The organism is Romboutsia faecis (genome assembly GCF_014323405.1).
Lineage (GTDB): Bacteria > Bacillota > Clostridia > Peptostreptococcales > Peptostreptococcaceae > Romboutsia_E > Romboutsia_E faecis.
This window is the reverse complement of the sequence record NZ_JACRWE010000001.1, coordinates 470,187-492,405: the sequence shown is the minus strand read 5'-3', so window position 1 is coordinate 492,405 and position 22,219 is coordinate 470,187. Positions and strand designations below refer to the sequence as shown.

At 28.0% G+C, this 22,219-nt stretch carries 22 protein-coding genes; 18 read left to right on the top strand and 4 right to left on the bottom strand.

What is annotated here, in order from left to right:
- Positions 1-33: 33 nt before the first annotated feature.
- The 3 genes from H8923_RS02365 to H8923_RS02355 are packed head-to-tail and all read right to left on the bottom strand — an operon-like array spanning position 34 to position 1,107.
- Complete coding sequence (locus tag H8923_RS02365) at positions 34-606, bottom strand: manganese catalase family protein (RefSeq protein WP_153925557.1); 573 nt, start codon at positions 604-606, stop codon at positions 34-36.
- Positions 607-628: 22 nt separating this feature from the next.
- Positions 629-898, bottom strand: a complete 270-nt coding sequence (locus H8923_RS02360) for a spore coat protein CotJB (protein ID WP_153925555.1) — start codon at positions 896-898, stop codon at positions 629-631.
- Positions 898-1,107 (bottom strand): spore coat associated protein CotJA, encoded by a 210-nt coding sequence (locus H8923_RS02355; protein ID WP_153925553.1) that lies wholly within the window; start codon positions 1,105-1,107, stop codon positions 898-900. The genes H8923_RS02360 and H8923_RS02355 overlap by 1 nt, the downstream gene beginning before the upstream one ends.
- A 225-nt stretch (positions 1,108-1,332) precedes the next feature.
- Here H8923_RS02355 and H8923_RS02350 point away from each other — a divergent pair, with 225 nt between their 5' ends.
- The 13 genes from H8923_RS02350 (at position 1,333) to H8923_RS02290 (ending at position 16,600) form a co-directional block, all read left to right on the top strand.
- Positions 1,333-2,193 (top strand): tRNA 2-thiocytidine biosynthesis TtcA family protein, encoded by an 861-nt coding sequence (locus H8923_RS02350; RefSeq protein WP_153925551.1) that lies wholly within the window; start codon positions 1,333-1,335, stop codon positions 2,191-2,193.
- Between the two features lie 104 nt (positions 2,194-2,297).
- A complete protein-coding gene (locus H8923_RS02345; protein ID WP_153925549.1) occupies positions 2,298-3,305 on the top strand; it encodes a 3'-5' exonuclease in 1,008 nt (335 codons plus the stop codon).
- A 134-nt stretch (positions 3,306-3,439) separates the two neighbouring features.
- Positions 3,440-4,660 carry an MORN repeat-containing protein gene (locus tag H8923_RS02340; protein ID WP_153925547.1) on the top strand — a complete coding sequence of 407 codons (1,221 nt, stop codon included), beginning with the start codon at positions 3,440-3,442 and terminating at the stop codon, positions 4,658-4,660.
- Between the two features lie 28 nt (positions 4,661-4,688).
- Entirely contained in the window at positions 4,689-5,645 is a 957-nt protein-coding gene (locus H8923_RS02335; RefSeq protein ID WP_153925544.1) for a S8 family peptidase, read from the top strand.
- Positions 5,646-5,856: 211 nt separating this feature from the next.
- Positions 5,857-6,543, top strand: a complete 687-nt coding sequence (gene ftsE, locus H8923_RS02330; protein ID WP_153925541.1) for a cell division ATP-binding protein FtsE — start codon at positions 5,857-5,859, stop codon at positions 6,541-6,543.
- Entirely contained in the window at positions 6,527-7,423 is an 897-nt protein-coding gene (gene ftsX, locus H8923_RS02325) for a permease-like cell division protein FtsX (protein ID WP_153925538.1), read from the top strand. The genes ftsE and ftsX overlap by 17 nt, the downstream gene beginning before the upstream one ends.
- A 25-nt stretch (positions 7,424-7,448) precedes the next feature.
- Positions 7,449-8,570, top strand: a complete 1,122-nt coding sequence (locus H8923_RS02320) for a murein hydrolase activator EnvC family protein (RefSeq protein WP_153925535.1) — start codon at positions 7,449-7,451, stop codon at positions 8,568-8,570.
- 75 nt (positions 8,571-8,645) lie between these two features.
- Entirely contained in the window at positions 8,646-9,152 is a 507-nt protein-coding gene (locus tag H8923_RS02315; RefSeq protein WP_153925532.1) for a 3'-5' exonuclease, read from the top strand.
- Between the two features lie 155 nt (positions 9,153-9,307).
- Positions 9,308-12,646, top strand: coding sequence for a bifunctional germination protease/germinant receptor pseudoprotease CspBA (gene cspBA / locus H8923_RS02310; RefSeq protein WP_317982799.1), 3,339 nt, complete (start codon positions 9,308-9,310; stop codon positions 12,644-12,646).
- 10 nt (positions 12,647-12,656) lie between these two features.
- Positions 12,657-14,330 carry a bile acid germinant receptor pseudoprotease CspC gene (gene cspC / locus H8923_RS02305; protein ID WP_153925526.1) on the top strand — a complete coding sequence of 558 codons (1,674 nt, stop codon included), beginning with the start codon at positions 12,657-12,659 and terminating at the stop codon, positions 14,328-14,330.
- 199 nt (positions 14,331-14,529) lie between these two features.
- Positions 14,530-14,829: a hypothetical protein gene (locus H8923_RS02300; protein WP_153925523.1), complete on the top strand. Its 300-nt coding sequence runs from the start codon at positions 14,530-14,532 to the stop codon at positions 14,827-14,829.
- Positions 14,820-15,872, top strand: a complete 1,053-nt coding sequence (locus H8923_RS02295) for a serine/threonine-protein kinase (RefSeq protein WP_153925520.1) — start codon at positions 14,820-14,822, stop codon at positions 15,870-15,872. The genes H8923_RS02300 and H8923_RS02295 overlap by 10 nt, the downstream gene beginning before the upstream one ends.
- Before the next feature lie 266 nt (positions 15,873-16,138).
- Positions 16,139-16,600 (top strand): hypothetical protein, encoded by a 462-nt coding sequence (locus H8923_RS02290; protein WP_153925517.1) that lies wholly within the window; start codon positions 16,139-16,141, stop codon positions 16,598-16,600.
- Positions 16,601-16,648: 48 nt separating this feature from the next.
- Here H8923_RS02290 and H8923_RS02285 read toward each other — a convergent pair whose 3' ends face one another.
- Positions 16,649-16,819, bottom strand: coding sequence for a DUF362 domain-containing protein (locus H8923_RS02285; RefSeq protein ID WP_122641275.1), 171 nt, complete (start codon positions 16,817-16,819; stop codon positions 16,649-16,651).
- 201 nt (positions 16,820-17,020) lie between these two features.
- On the opposite strand from H8923_RS02285, the gene H8923_RS02280 reads away from it, so the two are divergent.
- The 5 genes from H8923_RS02280 to buk all read left to right on the top strand — a co-directional run bounded on the left by H8923_RS02280 (position 17,021) and on the right by buk (position 22,167).
- A complete protein-coding gene (locus H8923_RS02280) occupies positions 17,021-17,905 on the top strand; it encodes a transglycosylase domain-containing protein (RefSeq protein WP_153925514.1) in 885 nt (294 codons plus the stop codon).
- 11 nt (positions 17,906-17,916) lie between these two features.
- Entirely contained in the window at positions 17,917-18,336 is a 420-nt protein-coding gene (locus H8923_RS02275; RefSeq protein ID WP_153925511.1) for a DUF3785 domain-containing protein, read from the top strand.
- 371 nt (positions 18,337-18,707) lie between these two features.
- Positions 18,708-20,495 carry an indolepyruvate ferredoxin oxidoreductase subunit alpha gene (gene iorA / locus H8923_RS02270; protein WP_153925508.1) on the top strand — a complete coding sequence of 596 codons (1,788 nt, stop codon included), beginning with the start codon at positions 18,708-18,710 and terminating at the stop codon, positions 20,493-20,495.
- Positions 20,496-21,095 carry an indolepyruvate oxidoreductase subunit beta gene (locus H8923_RS02265; RefSeq protein ID WP_153925505.1) on the top strand — a complete coding sequence of 200 codons (600 nt, stop codon included), beginning with the start codon at positions 20,496-20,498 and terminating at the stop codon, positions 21,093-21,095.
- Positions 21,085-22,167, top strand: a complete 1,083-nt coding sequence (gene buk / locus H8923_RS02260) for a butyrate kinase (RefSeq protein WP_153925502.1) — start codon at positions 21,085-21,087, stop codon at positions 22,165-22,167. Before H8923_RS02265 ends, buk begins: the two co-directional genes overlap by 11 nt.
- The last annotated feature ends 52 nt before the right edge of the window (positions 22,168-22,219 follow it).

Below are 22,219 nucleotides of genomic sequence, written 5' to 3'. Positions count from 1 at the left end.
GCCTTTTATTAATTTTATTATATTTTTATAAAATTAAAATACTTTTTTGCATTCTGTAAAATCATAAACATCCATCAATGCTTCTCCAAATCTTTGATAGTGAACTATTTCTCTTTCACCTAAGAAACGAAGTACATTTATTATATCTACATTATCTGTTAAATTTATAAGTTGATAATAAGTTGCTAGTGCTTTTTGTTCAGCTGCCATATCTTCATGTAAATTAGTAACAGCATCACCAAATACATTTATATATGCTGCTGTCCAAGGAACTCCATTTGAGTCAGTTGGCTGAAGACCGTGACCAAATTGAGCGTAATTTGTTCCAAGTCCAGCTTTTTTTAATTCTTCTGGAGTAGCATCTTCAGTTAATTGATATAACATACTAGATATAATTTCAACGTGAGCCATTTCTTCTGTACCTATGTCTGTTAAAAGTGCACGAGATTTTCCTGTAGGCATAGTGTATCTTTGTTGTAAATATCTTATAGCAGCAGCTAACTCGCCATTTGGTCCCCCTAATTGAGTCATTATAAGCTTAGCCATGTTTAAATCTTTACATCTTAGGTTAACGGGGAACTCTAAAGTCTTTTGATATATCCACATAAATTTATTTCCTCCTTAATAATTATGCATTAAATTCTCTGTCCCATGGCCAAGGTTGGCAAATCCATTGCCAAGGATATTGGCTTGGTGCGTATCCAAAATTAGTTAAAGGCCCATATCTACTTTCATAGGCACATCTAGCTTGGGCAAAATCATTAACTAATGAGTTATAAACATTTATAGCATTTTTATCTTCTGGATGATTATCCAGATATAAATTCATATCTACACATGCAAAACCAGTTTCTTGAACTCTTCTCAATAATTCACTTCTATTGCTACATTGTTTCATTATCTTTTCCCCCTAACTCTGTTTTTAGGATTTTTATATAAGTCTGCATTGTACATGTTAGAGTCTATTAAGAATAGTTCAGGAAATATAGTTCCGTTTTGTAATGCAGTTGAAAGATTATACATCTTTGTAAGAACTTGATCATTAATATATGGTCTAGCTAATTCGCAACCACAGTTCTGTACAACTCCTCTATCATTTTTTTCCATTGATGAAAAAACCTCCTTGTAAATTTCTATAGCTAGGCTATGTAATATTATTATATTTTTACAAAATAAAAAGGTTACAAATAACCTACTTATAAATATAAAATAATCTAGAGTAATATAGAAAAAGTTAAATTTTGCACAGTGATAACTTAAGCTACATCTTGAATTATTCATATAATTTATGATAAAATAAATTTCATGTTCACATAAGAATGAGGTGATGTAATGAGTGATTTAGCAGGAAAAGGTTGTGAAATAATAGTACCTTTTGATGAAAGACAACCATTAAAAGATATAGAAAGAAGTATAATAAAGAAATATAGAAAGCATTTATGGTCTAAATTCATAAAAGCTATAAGAGATTATAACTTAGTAGAAGAGGGTGACAAGATAGGTGTTGCAATCTCGGGAGGAAAAGATAGTCTTCTTATGGCGAAAATGTTCCAAGAACTAAAAAGACATGGTCAAGTAAACTTTGAAGTTGAATTTATAGCAATGGATCCAGGGTATCACAAAGATATAAGACAATTACTTATAGATAACTGTGAATATTTAGATATACCAATACATTTATTTGATTCAAGAATATTTGAAATTGCAGATGAAATAGCAAAGGATTATCCTTGTTATATGTGTGCAAGAATGAGAAGAGGAGCATTATATTCTAAAGCTGAAGAGTTAGGATGTAATAAGCTTGCTTTAGGACATCATTATGATGATGTTATTGAAACTACAATGTTAAACTTACTATGTGCAGGTAACTTTAAGACAATGTTACCAAAGTTAGATTCTACGAACTTTGATGGAATACAAATAATAAGACCTCTTTACTATATAAGAGAAGAACATATAATAAGATTTATCCAAAATAGTGGGATTTGGCCTCTAAACTGTGCTTGTATGGTAGCGGCTAAGAAAACTGGAAATAAGAGATATGAAATAAAAGACCTTATAAAGAACTTAGGTGAAAACTTTAAGGATGTGGAAAAATCTATATTTAAAGCAGCTGAAAATGTAAATATAGACTCTGTTTTAGGCTGGCAGCAAGATGGAATTAAGCATTCTTTTTTAGAAAAGTACGAGTAGTTACAAAATAAAAATCGTTGGCTAATATTGTATAGTCAACGGTTTTTTATTTTACAATATAATGATAGAATGTATATAGACACATTTAGAGAGGGGAGTTTATATTGAAAAAAATATATATAGACTTTGAAATGAACATGCCAACTAGTAAGGGTAAGAAGGATATGTTAAATGCGGATATAATAGCTATTGGTGCAGTAAAATATGATGATCGTACGGGTGAAATAGAAAAGTTTAAATCATTAATAAAACCTATAATAACGAAGGAAGTATATCCACATATTGAAGACTTAACTAAAATAACATCAGAAGATTTATTTAGAGCACCTACATATGAAGATGTAATGAGAAATTTTAAATGTTGGTTAGGATCTTTTTCTGAAATAGAGGGGATATATACATTTGGAAATCTAGACTTAGTATGCTTTAGTAATATTGATAAAATAAGTTCACAAAAAAATAAGCATCCAAGATTTTTAAATAATATAAGAAATTTATTTGTAGATATAAAAGATAAATATTTGGATTGTGGAATTAGGTGTATGAATTATATATCATTAAAAAATCTACTAAATATAGCAAATGTAGAATTTAGTGGAGAAGTACATGATCCATTAGATGATGCTTATAATTTGTTTTTATTAGATACAGTATTAGACGATAATGAAAGTATAAGAAATTTATTAATAATACAAGATATGATAAAGCCTCCTTTTAATAATATAGATGAAAAATTAGATGAAAAATTTGATAAATATAAGAATAGTCTTTATAAAAATGAAGATAACTATGATATAAACTTTATATCTTTAGAAATAATAAAAGTAGTAAGAGAATACATTATATCTTTGGAAGATATAGATATAAATAATATAGATATATTAAGAGATATTAGTAAAAAAGTAGTAGCTATAGAGAAACTAATTAATATAAAAGAGGGATATTTTTATATATTAGAAAATCCATGCTTAGATATGGAGGATTTATTAGAAGATTTAATGCTTTATAAAATTACAAAAGATGAATATAAAAATGAAATAAAGACTATAATCAATTTATTTGATGATGACCTAAAATTTGAAAATATTAATGATATAGTTCCTAAAAAATAAAGAAGGTGATTTCTGTATTTGCAGAAATCACCTTCTTTATTTTTTAGGAACTTATTAACAAAAATTATCGTATAAAGAATAAAATCTATAAATATAAATAACTATGAGAGTTTAATAAAGGGGGATGTGTTACTGTGAACAATATTATGAAATATATATTTACTGTTCTATCAGTATTTGCGTGTTTATCCTCAGTTTACATTGTATTTTTACTTTTAAAATATATTTCAAATAAAAAACATGATAAAAGAAAGTATAACTATACAAGGGGTGTAAATTTAGGCAAAAAGTCTACAAATAATATAAGTAATATGGAAAAAACATTTAAGAAAAATTCTATAAAATCTAATGAAGCAAAGTATAAAAAAGATAGAGAAGGTGTTTTAAAATATGATAATGGTGATATATATAAAGGTGAATTAATAGACGGTAAGAAAAATGGATTTGGAATTTGTATTTATTCAAATAAAGAAAAATATGAAGGGCTATGGAAAAATGATTTAATGAATGGAGTGGGAAAATATATATTTATAGATGGTTCTGTGTATATGGGAGATTTTAAAGGTGGAACTATGAATGGAATGGGAACATATACTTATGCTAATAAAGATGTGTACAAAGGTTATTTTTCAAATGGAAAAAGAAATGGTAGAGGTAATTTATATTATAGAGATGGTAGTAAGTATTCTGGAATGTGGGAAAATGACAAGCAAAGTGGAAATGGGAAATTTATAAGCACATGCGGAGATATATATGAAGGAAGTTTTCTAGATAACAAATTCAATGGAAAAGGAACTTATAAATATAGCAATGGAAGTGTATATACAGGAGAATTTAAGAATAACGTATATCATGGTTATGGATGCTATACTAATGAAAATGGAGATATATATGAGGGAGATTTTAAATATGGTTTTAAGAAGGGAAATGGTAAGCTTAAGCTTAGAAGTGGAGAAGTTTACTATGGTGAATTTAAAGATGGCTTATTCAATGGTGTAGGAAAGTATATATATTTAGATGGAAGTATATATGAGGGAGATTTTAAAAATGGAAAAATATATGGAATAGGAACATATGACTGTGGATTATATAAATACATAGGAGAATGGACTGAAGGTAATAAAGATAAAATAGGGACTTATTATTTTAAATCAGGTTCTTATTTAGAAGTATGTATAAATAATAACATCATAAAAGAAGGAATTTATAAGTGCAAAGATTCAGATGATATGTATTTATATAATGTAGATATTAGCGAAGAAAAAGAAATTGATGTAATTGAAAATATTTATGATTATCTATCAAAGGAAATTAATAATAAAATCACAATAAATACTTCAAATATATATAATTAAATTAGAATATAAAATTTGGAGTGGTATTATGAAAAATAAAGAAAAGGAAGTGGACTTAAATGTAAGTCTAATTCCGTATATAAAAGATGAAGAAATAAGGGGTACTACTTTGAGTTCACCATATGGAATCAACATGATACAGGCAAAAAGTTTTTGGAAAGTATCGCAAAAAGGAGAGGGAATAAATATAGCTATTATAGACTCTGGTTGTGATATAGAACATATAAATTTAAAAGATAGTATAGTAGGGGTAAGAAACTTTACTGATGAAGATAATAAAAATCCTAATATTGTAGTAGACAGGGTTGGACATGGAACACATGTGACTGGAATTATTGCAGCAAATGGAGAAAATGGTATAGTAGGAGTGGCACCTGGGGCAAATATCTACGTTTTGAAGGCTATAAATAGAAGTGGTACAGGAAAGCTTAGTTGGGTAATTAATGCAATTAATTACGCTGTAGAAAAAAAAGTAGATATAATATCAATGTCACTAGGAATGTCAGTTAATAATGAAAAATTAGAAAGAGCTGTAAAAGAAGCTATAAATAAAAATATATTAGTTGTTTGTGCAGCTGGAAATGAAGGAGATGGAAATGCAGAAGATTTTCAATATTCATATCCAGCTGCATATGTAGACGTTATATCTGTAGGAGCAGTGGATAAAAGAGGAAACTTGGCATATTTTAGTAATGCAAACCTTGTTATAGATGTAGTAGCTCCTGGTGTAGAGATACTGTCAACATATCCAAATAATAGTTATGCTAGTCTTAGTGGAACTAGTATGGCTACTCCTTATGTAAGTGGAAGCTTAGCACTTTTAAAGAATTGGTCAAAAGAAGAATTTCAAAGAAACTTAACAGAAGAAGAATTATATGCTCAATTAATTAAACATACAAAAACTTTAAACTACTCTAGGGCAGTTCAGGGAAATGGACTTATATATTTAAAAGAGGAAAAGGCAATTAAAAAAATAAAATATTAAAAAATGGACTTATCTAAAATAAATATATTTTAGATAAGTCCATTTTTTTGTTAAATAATAGTGAATTTAGATAAAATTAATTATTAAGATTTGACTAAAGTCGAATTTTTAGATAATATATAAGAAGGTTACAATAAAGTTACAAAAAATGTTATAATTACATAGAAAAGAAAAAATCGGATTAAAAAATAGGAAAAAATGGAGTGATAGGATGATTAAGTTTACTTGTGTAGATAAAATGTATCCTGATGGAAATAAAACATTAAAAAATATAAACTTAAAAATCGACAAAGGAGAGTTTGTATTTTTGGTTGGCCGTTCAGGTGCAGGTAAATCTACGTTACTTAAATTAATAACAAGAGAAGAGAGAGCTTCCAAGGGAAGTGTATCTGTGTTAGGAAATGATATAACTAACATTAAGGTTAATAAGTTACATACATATAGAAGAAATATAGGAATAGTTTTTCAAGATTTTAAATTATTAAAAGACAAAACTGTTTATGAAAATGTCGAGCTTGCAATGAGAGTAATAGGAGAAAATCCTAAAGATATAAAAACTAGAGTAATGGAAGTATTACAAAAAGTAGGTATATACCATAAATGCAATAAGTATCCTGATGAATTATCAGGAGGAGAATGTCAGAGGGTTGGTATAGCGAGAGCAATAGTTAATAAGCCATCAGTGATAATTGCGGATGAATGTACAGGTAATCTAGATATAGAAAACTCTAGAAAAATTGTGGACTTGTTAGAAAGCATAAATGAGGAAGGTGTTACTATTGTTATGGCTACACATGATATGGAAATATTAAAACAATATAACAAAAGAATTGTAGCTATAGATGCCGGAAAAATAATAAAAGATACAAAGAGGGATCAGTATGAAGTTATTGTCTAATTTTCTTTACAACTTAAAGCAAGGAATAAATGGAATAAGAAAAAATAAAACTATGAGTCTTATATCAACGATATCGGTGACAGCAGCATTAATAATATTAGGTTTAATACTAACTATTGTTATAAATATAAATCAATTTATTGAAGTAACAAAAGATCAAATAAATGAAATTAAGGTTATTGTTTCAGAAAACTTAGATGAAAGTCAAAGAACTCAAGTTGAAGAAGCTTTAGAAAAAATAGAAGGAATAAAAACTATTGAATACAAGTCAAAAGAAGAGTCTTTTGAATCAATGAAAGAAAACTGGGGTGAAGATGGACATCTATTGGAAGGAATAAAAAATCCATTAGATGATAGTTATACAGTAACTCTAGTTAATTCAGAAAATATGAATAGTATAGTTGAAAAACTTCAAGAAGTTGATAATGTAGTTGAAGTTAAATATCATCAAGATATAATACAGAACTTTTTAAATTTATCTAATATGGTTAAAAAGTTTGGTGGGATATTGATATTAGGTTTACTTCTAATTTGTTTAGTAATAATATCAAATACGATAAAGAGTAGAGTATTTAGCAAAAAAGAAGAGATTGAGATAATAAAGTATGTAGGAGCAAGCAATAGTTTTGTAGTAGGACCATTTATAGTAGAAGGTTTTATTATAGGATTAGTAGGAGCTGTTTTATCTGTAGGTATATGTACAGGTACATATGGATATATAGTTGAAAAAATCAATGGAGCTTTATCTAATATGATGGGAAGTGTTGTTGTTCCACTTACTAATATATCAACATCTTTAATATTAGTTTTATTCATTACAGGAATTACGATAGGTGTTTTAGGAAGTATAATGTCTGTTAGAAAACACTTAAAAGTTTAAAATATAGAATTTGGGGGACGATTGAATGAAAAAAATAGTTTCATTAATAGCAGTTGGTTCAATTTTAGTTAATACTAGTGTAGCGACTACGAGTTCTGTATATGCAGAAGAATCAAAATCTAGTATAAATAGTAAATTATCTAAAAATAGAGAAGAGCAAGAAGAATTAGGTCAAAAAATAAAGAATTTAGATTCTCAAATAAAAGAGATTGAATCAAATATAAAATCTACAGAAGATAAAATAGCAAAGCTAAATTTAGAAACTGAAGAAGCAAAAAAAGAAATAGAAGATTTATTAAATAAGATAAAAGATAATGAAGAAGCACTAGGACAAAGATTAAAAGTTATTGATAATAATTACTCTATGGGATATATAAAAGTTATACTAAGTAGTACTTCTTTATCAGATTTCTTTAATAATTTATATATGGTTAAGGAAGTAATAGAGCAAGATAGAGATTTATTAAAAGAGTTAGAAGATAATAAGGCAATTGTAGAAGAAAAGAAAAAGTCTCTAGAGGATAAAACAAAAGAGCAAGAAAATTTAAAAGCTTCATTAGAATCCGATAACAGTAAATTGGAATCAGATAAAGAAACAATTGAAAGTTTAAAAGCAGAATTAATAAAAGAAGAAGATGATTTAGAATCAAAAATTGCAGATATTATAGCAAAAGAAGAGGCTGCTGCTAAAGCAAAGGAAGAGTCTACTGCAAATAATCAAAATGGATCATCTGGTGGAAGTTCATCTAATGCAGTAATTACTAATGGATCATGGCCAGTACCGGGATATAGTGGAAATAGCTCAAGTTATGGATGGAGAATTCATCCAATTTTAGGTACTAAGAAATTCCATACAGGTTTAGATATACCAGCACCAAAGGGAACGCCAGTAACTTCATTTGATGATGGTACTGTGATATATTCGGGTGTTCAAGGTAGCTATGGTAATACAGTTATGATAAACCATGGAAATGGAGTAGTAACTTTATATGCTCATAATAGTTCATTAAATGTTTCAGTAGGTCAAAAAGTCAAAAAGGGACAAGTTATAGCTAAAGTAGGTTCAACAGGACGATCTACAGGTCCACATTCACACTTTGAAGTGAGAGTAAATGGACAACATACTAATCCTTTAAATTACTTCTAAGAATTAGTTATTGATTAAGTTCAAAAATAAATATAATATAAATATATATTTATTTTAAAATTAAGGAGAAATCGTATGGAAGAATATGTAGTTGTAGATTTAGAAACTACAGGATTAGATCCTTATAAAGGTTGTGAAATTATAGAAATAGGAATAACAGAAATTAGTAATGGTAAAATAGTAAAGAACTACTCAAGATTTGTTAAGCCTAAAAAAAATATACCAACTTTTATAACAGAGATAACTAATATAAGTAACGAAATGGTTGAGAATGAAGATTATATAGAAGATGTATTACCTAGATTTAGAAAATACATCGGAGATAGAACTATAATAGCTCATAACGCTAAGTTTGATTTAAAGTTTTTAAATTATTACTTAAAAGAACTAAACTTAGATCCAATAGAAAATCATATTTGCACACTGGAATTATTAAAGAAAAATAAATCCTATAAAGGTAAAAACAAAAAGTTAGAAACTGCATGTGCATATTATAATATAGAAAATAAAAATGCTCATAGAGCTGATAGTGATACACTTGCAACTGCAAAGTTATTTCTAAAGATAAGAAATGAAATTTAAGAAGCTTTCTCAAAATGGTTAATTAACCATTTTGAGAAAGCTCTTTTTTATTATAAAATAAGTTAATTCTATGATTAATTAAAGCTTATAGAATATAATATGATTAAAAAAATATATATATTAATAGAAGCTTTATACATAAAAGCTGTTAGGAGGTGATTATTATAGATGAGTATGAAGTTATTGTAAAATACAGTGGAGATATAATGAAACTTGAAACAGAACTTGGTGTTAATGTAGAAATATTAAATTCAAATTATGCAATAATAACTTCATCTACACCAGAACCTATAGATAGATTATTGCAGTATCCACAAATCGAATATGTAGAAAAGCCTTTTATACTTCAAACACAAGATACTCAAAGTTTCTCTAGTACAGGAATTACTAATTTTAAAAATAGAAGCAATTTAACAGGTAAAGGAACTATACTTGGGATTATAGATTCTGGAATAGATTATACTCTACCTGTATTTAAAGACTCGAATGGAAATTCAAAAATATTATATTATTGGGATCAATCTATACCAGGTAATCCTCCAGAAGGATTTTATGAAGGAACTTTATACACAAATGAAGATATTAATAATGCTATTAATAATCAAGGTAATGTTCCCATTTCATCTACAAGTACTCACGGGACTCATGTAGCAGGCACATGTGCATCTATAGCAAATGAAGCAAATATGATTGTAGTCAGAGTAGGAACAAGAACTACGGATACTTTTTCTAGAAGTACAGAATTTATGAGAGCTATAAAGTTTATACTTGATAGATCATTAGAACTTAATATGCCTGTATCAATAAATATAAGTTATGGAAGTAATGAAGGTTCTCATAGAGGATTATCTTTATTTGAACAATATATAGATGATATGTGCATATATTGGAAAAATAATATAGTAGTAGCAGCAGGGAATAATAGAAACAAGGGAGGCCATAAACATATTAAGTTAACGAATATAGAAGAAGAGGTTGAATTTGTAGTTGGAGAAGATGAGAGAATATTGAATATAAATATATGGCCTAACTTTTCAGATAATTTTAATGTATTTTTAGTAAATCCATCAAATCAGCAAACTCAATCTATATCACTAACCTCAGGAGAAATAAGAAATTCTATAGGAAGCACAAGAATAAAAGGATATTTTTATCCAATTGCACCATACTCATTATCAAGAAGAGTAACATTTCAGTTAACTACAAGTAGTTCTATAACTCCTGGAATATGGAAAATTGTATTTCAACCTATAAATATAGTTGATGGTAATATAAATATATATTTACCTACTTCGGAAGGATTAAATCCAGATACTAGGTTTCTAGAGCCTACAACTGAGCTTACTGTGACAGTTCCAGGAACTGCATCGAGAGTAATAACTGTAGGGAGTTATAATTCTAGAACGGATATAGTTTCTGTATTTTCAGGAGAGGGAGACTTTGAAGAATGTGTATTTAAGCCAGATATATTAGCTCCTGGGGAAGATATATTATCTTATCTTCCAGGTGGAAATGTAGGTGCTTTGAGTGGAACTAGTATGGCAACACCTCATGTAACAGGTGTATGTTCACTATTTCATCAATGGGGAATCGTTAATGGAAATGATTTGTTTTTATATTCAGCAAAGTTAAAAGCTATTCTTCTAAAATCTGCAAGGAGAACTCAAAACTTGACATATCCAAATGGATTAAGAGGATATGGATTTTTAAATTTATCAACACTTGAGTTAGATGAACTAGCTGATATTAATAATAACTTAGAATACCAGTATAGAAAGAGAAGATGTAGGAAAAGAAAAGAAAATAAATTAAGACCTAAAATAAAAATGATGCGCCAACAAGAAGGGATTTTTAGGTCTGGTATCAACTTACTTCATGAACCTGAATTTGAATCTCAACTATCAGAAATTGTACCAAACTATGATTTTTTAAAATTAAGCGATGATTATGGAATTTTATTTGTTACAGAATCTAATTTTAATTTAGTTCCGCAGATATTAGCATTATCATCTGTAATTAGAGTAGATCCTAATATTAGATATAGTTTACTGGGTGATATTACTCAAGGTACTACAGGGGGTGTAAATGCTAATGAAGAAATAGGTGTAAATTTTTTCAAAAATAATCCCAATATATCTTTAACAGGAAGAGGAGTTGCAATTGCAATAATAAGTACTGGTATTGATTATTTGCACCCAGATTTTATTTATGAAGATGGAACCTCAAAAATACTATATTTATGGGATCAAACTAAAGAAGGAAATCCACCTAAAGGTTACTATATAGGAACAGAATATACAAGAGAACAAATAAATGAAGCTATAGCCAATAATGATAATAGTCTATCTACCGATGAAATTGGAAATGGAACTATGGTAGCAGGAATTTGTGCAGGTCGTGGAAATGTAAATAGAGAGTACGCTGGTGTTGCTGAAGATAGTGATTTAATAGTAATTAAGATGGCAACAATTAATGGATATTATAATAATGCTATGGCTAATGTAGCATACTCATACGCTTACAAAAAAGCATTTGAAGAAAATATTCCTTTAGTTGTTAATGTTGGTTTAGGATCTACAAGTCTTGTAGGGGTATCAAGTAGAACTTTAACTACAGAAGCTTTTTTTTCAAGAGGGTTATGTCTGGTAACCGCAGCAGGTAATGAAGGAAATACTCAAACCCATACAAGTGGTATAATTGAATTTAATGGTGACATACAAGAGATTGAACTAGAAATAGAAGATGAAGAGGAACAATTAATAATTGATGTATGGATAAATAGACCTGATACTGCACTTGTATCTGTAATTTCACCAACCGGAGAAGAAAGTAAAAAGGGGGAGATATCTGAATATGGCCAAATAGGTGGAGTATTTGACTTAGAAGGAACAAGATATAATATAACATATATATATCCAACAACTTATTCTGGGCAGCAACAATCAATTATAAACTTATATAACGTAAAAAGAGGTATATGGAAAATAAGACTTACAGGAGAATATATAACAAATGGAGTTTATAATGCATACTTGCCAAATAGAGAATTTTTGAATTCTGGAACAAGATTTAGAAATCCAAACCCAAATAGTACAGTAACATATCCAGCTCAATATGAAGATCAGATAGTAGTAGGTGCATACAATTCTATAAATAGGAGTTTATGGCAAAGTTCATCTAGAGGACCAACAATAAATGGAATTTTAAAACCTGATATAGTAGCTCCAGGAGTAAATATAATAGCTCCATATCCAGGAGGTGGGTATGCAACTATTACAGGTACAGCAGCATCAGCTTCATATACATCAGGATGTGTCGCCTTATTTTATCAATATATAATAGCTGAGAATAATTATCCTAATAAGGCCTTTGTTCAAAAGACACGAACATACTTTAGAGCAGGAGCAATAAGAGAAAATAATATACAATATCCAAATAATAGCTATGGATATGGAGTTTTAAATATAAGGAATGTTTTTGATCAGTTTAGATAGGGGGTGGGGTATGGAAAAATCATATACTATAATCTATCAAGGTGATATATCATCAGCATTAAGTAGAAATGCAATAAATAGATATATAATACTTAACGATGTACTTGCAGTTATATATGTAGATCAAAATTTTAATGAAACTTTATTAAATAGAATAACAGAAGTATCATGGTGGCAAATATCTAAGCCAATGAGCTCTTTAATAAATATAACTAATAATGTATCTCAAGGAGAAAATGTAACAGTTGCTGCTGGTACAGATTATATATATAATAATCCGTATATAAATGCTAGTGGAGAAGGTGTATTAATTGCTATTATAGATTCTGGAATAGATTATTTACATCCAGATTTTATAAAAAATGATAATACTAGTAAGATAATATCACTTTGGGATCAAGAAAGTGATATAAATTCACCACCAGAAGGGATGATATTTGGAAGTGAATTTACAAGAGGAGAAATAAATGAAGCTATTTCAAATGGCGATTCTAGTTTAAGTATGGATAATATAGGAACTGGAACTATAGCAGCTGGTATATCTTCTGGAAATGGTAGCTTAAATTCGTTATATAAGGGTGTAGCAATTAATAGTGAGTTGGTTGTTGTTAAACTAAGACAGTATGAAGGATTTTATCAAGAAGGAAGGATAAACTATTTAAATACAGATTTCCTAGCCGCAATGAAATATGTAATTGATATATCTCAAAGAGAAAATAAATTTACAGTAATAAATTTAACTGTTGCTGAGAGGTCGGTATCGGCATTATTAACAAATTTATTAGATACATTTGACTATTTAGATAGTAGTGGAGTTGTAGTAGTAAGTGGAGCTGGTAATGAAGGGAATACAGATATTCATTATGAAGGTATTTTTCAAGATGATGAAACTCAACAAGATGTTATTTTAGAAGTTGGCGAACAAAAATCATTAGAAATAAATATATCTCCAAATGGACCAGGAAGAGTGGGGGCATTAGTTATATCTCCTTCAGGAGAAATTAGTTATCAAATAACGTATGCACCAGATGATAGTATATATAGAGGAAGGTTTAATTTAGAAAATGCATATTATGAAATGAGACTTATTTATCCATGGTTATTTTCTGGAAATGAGGAGATTACAATTAGGATAGATGATATAAAACCTGGTATATGGACGCTTAGACTATTTCCTGAGATTATAACTACAGGAGAGTATGATATTTACTTACCTAATCAAAATCTTATACCTGTCAATACGAGATTTCTAGACCCGAACTCATTTTCAACAATAACTTTATATGCTGCAACAGAAAATGTAATAACAATAGGTGCATATAATGATAAAACAAATAGCATGTGGATAGGATCATCTAAAGGTCCAATTAAAGGTCGTCTTATAAAGCCAGATATAGTGGCTCCAGGTGTTGATATAATTTCACCATTTATAAATCAAAGTTATAATACTTCAACGGGTACAGGTGTTAGCTCATCTTTAGTATGTGGAGTGTTAGCAGTTATAATGGAGTACTTATCACAACAAGGTGACTATTCTAGAAGAGCTTTATTTACAAAGGTATTAAAAACTTACTTAATGCGTGGAGCAACCAAAAAAGATATTTATACTTATCCGAATCCATCTCAAGGATATGGAATTTTAAATTTAGAAAATACAATGATGGCTATAGCAGATAATCTATAAATTAATATAAGATAAACTTTAGAAATATTTATTTATAGAGAAGCTTAAATATTATATTTAGAAAGAAATGGTAAACTCTATCAGAGTTAATCATTTCTTTTATTATTATTAGAATATGTTTTTTTGATTTTTGTCATTTTCCTCAAGTAAGAATTCATATTATATAACAATAAACTAATCTTTCCTAGGGGGAATTTTTATGGGATTAATGAATATAAATATTTTTATTAATAAAATAGAATTTGGAATATATAAAATAATAAATCAAAAAACTAAATATATATTAAAGGATGAAATTGTTATACCTAAATCTTTCAGTATAGGAGAAAGATTAAGTTATATAAGAAAAATGATTAGTGTACTGGTTAAAGAATATGGTGTAAGAAAAGCATATATGAATATAGAAGATGATATAGGTGTAGAAATAATTGAAGCAGTGAAAGTGGAAGGTATAATAGAAGAATTATTTTCAAGTTGTGGGGTAGAGTTATGCAAATAAGTACAAAAATTAATCTGAAAATATTAGAAAAAATAAATTCGGAAGGCGTAAATTCTGCATTATATATAGTTGAAGATACTCAATTAGGTTCTAAATTTATATTAAAGCAGATAGATAAAAAAAATTTAAAGGAGTACGATAGATACTTCGATGAGTCTAAAAAAATATGTATGCTAGAGCATCCTAATATAATTCCAATAAAACATGCATCTTACGATGATGAATATATTTATATAGTTATGCCTTATTTTGAAAATGGATCACTTTATAACTTATTGCAATATAGAAATTTAACTTTAAGAGAGATAATAAGATATTCTTTAGACTTTTTACAAGCCGTTTATTATATTCATAATAATAACATGGTGCATTGTGATATAAAGCCTAATAATATACTTATAGATGATGATAATAGGGCTGTATTAACAGATTTTGGTTCAGCACTTTATTTAGATGAAGATGGAAATGCAAAACTTAAAAACGTTTATTATAAGCATATAGCACCAGAGCAATGTTTGAATTCTACTGTAAACAAAAGAATTGATGTTTACCAAATAGGAACAACTTTATATAGAATGTGTAATGGTAATGAAGAATATAATAATCAAGTAAAAAGATATAAAGACTTAAATAGTTTGAAGATTGCTAGTGCAAATGGTAAATTTCCAGTAAGAAAAAAATATTTACCACATATTCCTAAAACTATGATACAAATTATAGAAAAGTGCTTAAAGGTAAACCAAAATGAAAGATATAATAATGTGCTGGAAATAATGAATGATTTATCATCTGTTAATGAAAATTTAGACTGGTACTATACAAAGATAAATAAAGAAGAATATTCATGGTCATCTAATGAAAAAAATATATTACTTTACAAAGAATTAGGTTATTGGAATATTAGGCATAATATAAATACGGAATATAACGAAATAAGGTCTTTGGATTCGAAAGCTCAAGGTTATAGATTAATAAGAAAAATTATTAATACAGAAAAAAATAACCCTACTCTAATCCGATCAAGTAGGGTTATAAAGGGGTAAAATATATTATAAAAAGGGGTTTATTAGGGAATATATTTTATTTGGGGAGTAAAATAATCGGTTATTAGGGGAATAACCTTGAATTAATAATAACAAAATTCGACAAATAATGCAATAGAAATGTCGAAAAAAATTAATTTTTTTTAGTTATTAATATTTAGTTATTATAAAGGTATTAATTTAATAACTAAATTGGAAAAATTTTATAAAACTAAATAAAAAATTACAATATGGATAAACTAATAAAAATGATTTAGGAGGAATTTATGTATAAAAAAGTTTTTATTAGTTTATTAATTATTTTATCTATAATTAGCATTTCAAATATTTCTACTTCTATGAATGAATCTCATAATAGTGAAAAAGATGTTATTATTAATAATATAAATAATAAAGACATAGATGTTAGGTTAGTAGATATAAATAAGTTTGTAGATTCTATAGATATAGGAGAAAAATATAGCTACTATGCTATATTAACTATGAGGGTAGAAAATAAAGGTAAAAATTATATTGAGTTAGCAAATATAGATATCTATCCATATCAAGGAGATAAATCAACAAAGTATTTTGTAAATACTTCAAATGATAATATTAATGGTTTTATAGGAACCTTAAATAGTGGAGAAAATATATATATTAAAATAGGTGTAGCTTTATATAATAATGATGAAAGTATAAAAATAAACTTGGTTACATCAGAAGATATAATTCAAGAATATAAATAAAAAACTGTTCCTAATTGATATGAATCAATCAAAGGAACAGTTTTTTTATTATTCTGGTTGTGGAGCGTCTACAGGACAAACACTGTTACAAGCACCACATTCTATACATACGTCAGCATCTATAACGTATTTATCATCTCCAGCTGATATACAGCTCATAGGACATTCAGCTTCACAAGCACCACAGCTTATACAAGCATCATTTATTTGATATGCCATAGCGGTTACCTCCTTATATAAACTTCTTATACATTATACACCAAAATCTTGCAAATATCACATTAAATTTTTAAATTATAAATAAAACTTAGCTTATTTTTCAAATTATTACATAAAATTAGTATAATGAATCTTACAATTTTGTTCTTTGATTTATTATTATAAGGGATGTATAATAAATTTAGAAATAAGGAGGGAAAAATGAACTATTATAATGAAAATACAAATAAAATAAGACGAAGAAAAGTAAGTTCAAAAGATTCTGTATCAAGGCCTATATCGAGTGATAATAGTATTGAAAGAAAGAAAAATATTAATAGTATAAAAAGTGAAGAGATTAAAAAAAGAGGTCATAGATCAAGAAGAAATGATAAAATTAGAAAAAATAGACTTATAAGAACTATGTCATTAATTTTACTTGTTGCTTTAGTAATTTGTTCGGCGATAGGATCTGTTGTGACTATATCAGCCTTAAGAGGGGCTCCAAGAGTAACTAGACAGCTTGTAGAAGATAATTATATAAGTAGTCAGGTGGTTAGTACAGACAAGATTCCTAATGATTTAAAAAATGCTTTAATAGCTATAGAAGATCAAAGATTCTATAAGCATAATGGAGTTGACTATAAATCACTTGTTAGATCAGTTGTCCATAATATATTCTCAGATACTACCCAAGGTGGAAGTACTATAGAAATGCAAATTTCAAAGAATTTATTAACTAATGATGATAAAAATATAAAAAGAAAAATAAGAGATATGTATAATGCAATTCAGATAGATAAAATAATGTCTAAAGATGAAATTTTAGGTGTATATCTAAATAATGTATACTTTGGTAAATCATCTTATGGTGTAGCAAAAGCTTCTAGAACATATTTCGGGAAGGATGTAAGTGATTTAACTTTAGCTCAGAGCGCAATGCTTGTAGGAATAACTAATAATCCAGCTAAATATTCAGATCATAGTGAAGCTAAAAAAAGACAGGAAACTATATTGTACAAAATGCATCAACTAGGTTATATTACAGAAGAAGAGTATAAAGAGGCACTTTATGATAAAGTACCTTTTAAATCAGAAATAGAATAAAGAGGTGTAACATGAGCGAATATAAATTTAATTATGATGAAAAAGAGTATTTACTAAATAAGTATAATTGCAGTGGTTTAATAAATGATGAAGAGAAACCAGTTAAAGGTATTAATTTATCTGATATAATAAATCTTCTAAATAGCAGTTATGATATTGATTTTGATTTAGAATACTATCAAGAAGCTTGTCCTGAATGTTTAGCAGGCGTAAAAGAAAAAGCAAAGTTCTTTCCTTTTTTAGAATATCATTTCTATATATTTAGCAAAAATCAGGAATATATAATTAGTGATATAAGTAAAGAGTATGAAGGTTTATCTTTTAATAAATTATCAAAGGCAAAAAAAGTTGATGATAGTTACATTGTAAGTATTATAATTTGTAAGAGTTGTGGAGATTATATAGTACAGATAGAAAATTGTATAGTATAAGATTAGTTATATATCCTAGAAAAGTATGATTAGCTATATTAATTCATACTTTTTTAGGATATTTTTATTCCAATAAAATATAGTGAATTATTTTTATATTTTATAGACATATAATTATAGTTGATAATAATATCAATATGATGATTGTATGAGTAAATAGAATTTTTATATGTAAAAAATCATATATATAAGTATAAATAAAATAAAAACAGTAAAGGGTTTATGTACTATAAATATAACTAAATATATATATCATTTTTTATATCTAAAATCATATATATGCAAGAGTATTAAGAAAAAGTATTTATACTTTAAGGATTAGTCATAAGAATGTTTCAATAATAGTAATTTTCTAAGGGGGAATTAATAAGATGAAGCAATTAATGACAGGCAACGAGGCTATAGCTAGAGGTGCATATGAGGCAGGGGTAAAATTTGCATCTGCTTATCCGGGAACTCCAAGCACAGAAATATTAGAAAATATAGCTCAATATAAAGGAGAGATAGTAGCCCAATGGGCAGTAAATGAAAAAGTAGCTCTTGAGTCTGTAATAGGGGCATCAATGGCCGGAGCAAGATCAATAGCTGCTATGAAACATGTTGGATTAAATGTAGCAGCAGATCCATTGTTTACTTATTCTTATACAGGAGTAAATGGAGGAACTGTAATAATTACAGCTGATGAACCAGGAATGCATTCATCACAAAATGAACAAGATAATAGGAATTATGCTAGGTTTGCAAAAATACCATTATTAGAGCCATCAACAAGTCAAGAAGCTAAGGATATGATTAAGGTTGCATTTGAAATAAGTGAAACATTTGATACACCTGTACTAGTTAGAGTAACAACAAGGGTATGTCACTCAAAAGGGATTGTAGAATGTTTTGATAGAGAAGAATCTGAAATAAAAGAATATATAAGAAATATACCTAAGAATGTTACTGTTCCAGCGTTTGGAAGAATTAGAAGAGTAGAAATTGAAAATAGGATGAAGAAATTAAGCGAATTTACAAATACTACAGACTTAAACTTCTATGAAATAAATGATGCTAAAATAGGAATAGTAGCATCGGGAATGTGTTTTAATTTTGCTAAAGAAGTATTTAAAGATAAAGCATCTTATATGAAATTAGGTTTTACTAATCCTATAGCTATAGAAAAGATAAAAGAATTTGCAAGTGAGGTAGAAACGATTTATGTAATTGAAGAAAATGATTCTATAATAGAAGAACAACTAAAAGCTAATCAAATAGAGTGCATCGGAAAAGATGTACTTCCAACCTATGGTGAAATGACTCCAAATATAATAAGAAAGCATATTTTAAATGAAAATAAAGAAACAATAAAGTTTAATGAGAATTTAGTAACTTCTAGACCTCCTGGTCTATGTGCAGGATGTCCTCATAGAGGATTTTTTTATGAAGTTGGAAAAAGGAAGAATATAGTAATATCGGGGGATATAGGATGTTATTCTCTTGGTTTTGCGAGCCCTTATAATGCAATGGATTTCATAATTTGTATGGGAGCAAGTGTAAGCGCAGGTCATGGAGCACAAACCGTTTTTAATATGAAAGATAATAATGAAAGTAGATTGATAAACGTAATAGGAGATTCAACGTTTTTTCATAGTGGCATAACAAGTCTTTTAAATACTGTATATAACAAAGGTAATTCTATAACGGTGATTTTAGACAATAGAATAACAGGTATGACAGGACATCAAGAAAACCCTGGTACAGGATATACTTTGCAAGGTGATGAGACTAAAGAAATTGACATACCTACATTAGTAAAGGCTTGTGGAGTAGAGAACATAAGGCTTATAAATCCCAATAATTTAAAAGAAGTAAATGAAGCGTTAGATTGGGCTTTAAGTAATGAAGATGGGCCTTCTGTAATAATTACTAGATGGCCATGTGTTTTAAAGAAATTATCCCCAAATGATATTGAAGAATTTGATAAACCCTTTGTGAATAAGGTTAAGGTAAATAGTGATAACTGTATAGGTTGTAAATTATGTACAAAAGTAGGCTGCCCAGCAATATCTTTTAATAATGAGAAAAAGGTAGCATTTATAGACAAAAATCAATGTGTAGGTTGTGAAGTGTGTTCGCAAGTATGTCCTAAAAAAGCCATAATTAAGGAGGAGATATAGATGACAAAGAATGTTCTTTTAGTTGGAGTCGGAGGACAGGGGACTATACTTGTAAGCAAATTGCTTACGACAGGACTTGTAAAAGCTGGTTATGATGTAAAAATGAGTGAAATACATGGAATGAGCCAAAGAGGTGGATCTGTTTCTACACATGTTAGATACGGTGAATATGTATATTCCCCTGTTATAGAAGAAGGCGAAGCAGATTTATTAATTTCTTTTGAAAAAATGGAAGCTATCAGATGGTTGAAATTCTTAAATCCAGAAGGTCATTTGATAGTAAATAATTATAAAATTGAGCCTCTTCCTGTATTAATAGGAAAAGGTATATATCCCGAAAAAGAAATAGATGAAGAATTAAAACGTCTAAGTGCTACAGTTATAAATGCGTTTGACAAAGCAAATGAAATAGGAAATATGAAGGTTATGAATGTAATATTATTAGGAACTGTAGTAAAAATGATGAACTTAGAATATATAGACTGGGAGGAAATTATAAGAAGTAATGTAAAAGAAAAGTTTATTGATGTAAATATAAATGCCTTTAACGAGGGAATAAAATTAATTGAGAAAAGAGAAGGAGATGTATATGCATTATAGAATATTAGCTATAAATCCAGGATCAACATCTACTAAGATATCTATATATGATAATGAAACTCCTGTTTTTATTAAATCAATAACTCATAAAACTGAAGAAATTAATAAATATAAAGAAATAAATGAACAGTATGGAATGAGAAAAAGTCTAATCTTAAAAGAACTCCAAGATAATAATATTGATATAAACTCTATAAATGCCATAGTAGCAAGAGGGGGATTACTACCACCTGTGAAATCAGGTGCATACTTAATTAATGAAGATATGATAGACAGATTAAAAAATAGACCAGTGATAGAACACGTATCTAATTTAGCAGCAATTATAGCATATGAAATAGGTAAGTTAGTAAATATAGAATCATATATATATGATTCTGTATCGGTAGATGAATTTACAGATATATCTAGAATTTCAGGATTAAAAGGAATGGATAGAGTTTGTGTAGGACATACGTTAAATTGTAGGGCTACAGCCATAAAATACTCAAATAGTATAAATAAAGAATATAAAGATTTAAATTTAATAGTTGCTCATTTAGGTGGTGGAATAACTATTCAACTACATGAAAAAGGTAGAATTGTAGATATCGTTGCGGATGATGAAGGACCTTTTTCATCTAACAGAACTGGACGTTTGCCTTTAAAAAAGGTTATTAGAGAATGTTTTTCCGGGAAATATTCTCAAAAAGATATAAATAACATAATAAGAGGTAAGGGCGGAGTTTATTCTTATTTAAATACAACAGATACTAGAGAAGTAGAAAAAATGATTGAAAGTGGAAATTTAGATGCTAAATTAGTATATGAAGCATTGGCATATCAGATATCAAAAGGTATTGGGGAATTATCAACTGTAGTTAATGGTAATGTAGACGCCATAATCCTTACAGGAGGAGTTGCTTATTCTAAAGTTATTACAAATATGATAAATAAAAGAGTAAATTTCATAGGAAGAGTAGAAATAATACCTGGAGAAAATGAATTAGAAGCACTTACATTTGGAGTTCTTAGGGTGCTTAAAAATGAAGAAAAAGCTCATATATATAAAGAGTTAGTAACTAATATATAAAATAAGGAGGTGAAGGGATATAAAAATTATACCTTCACCTCTTAAAATATTC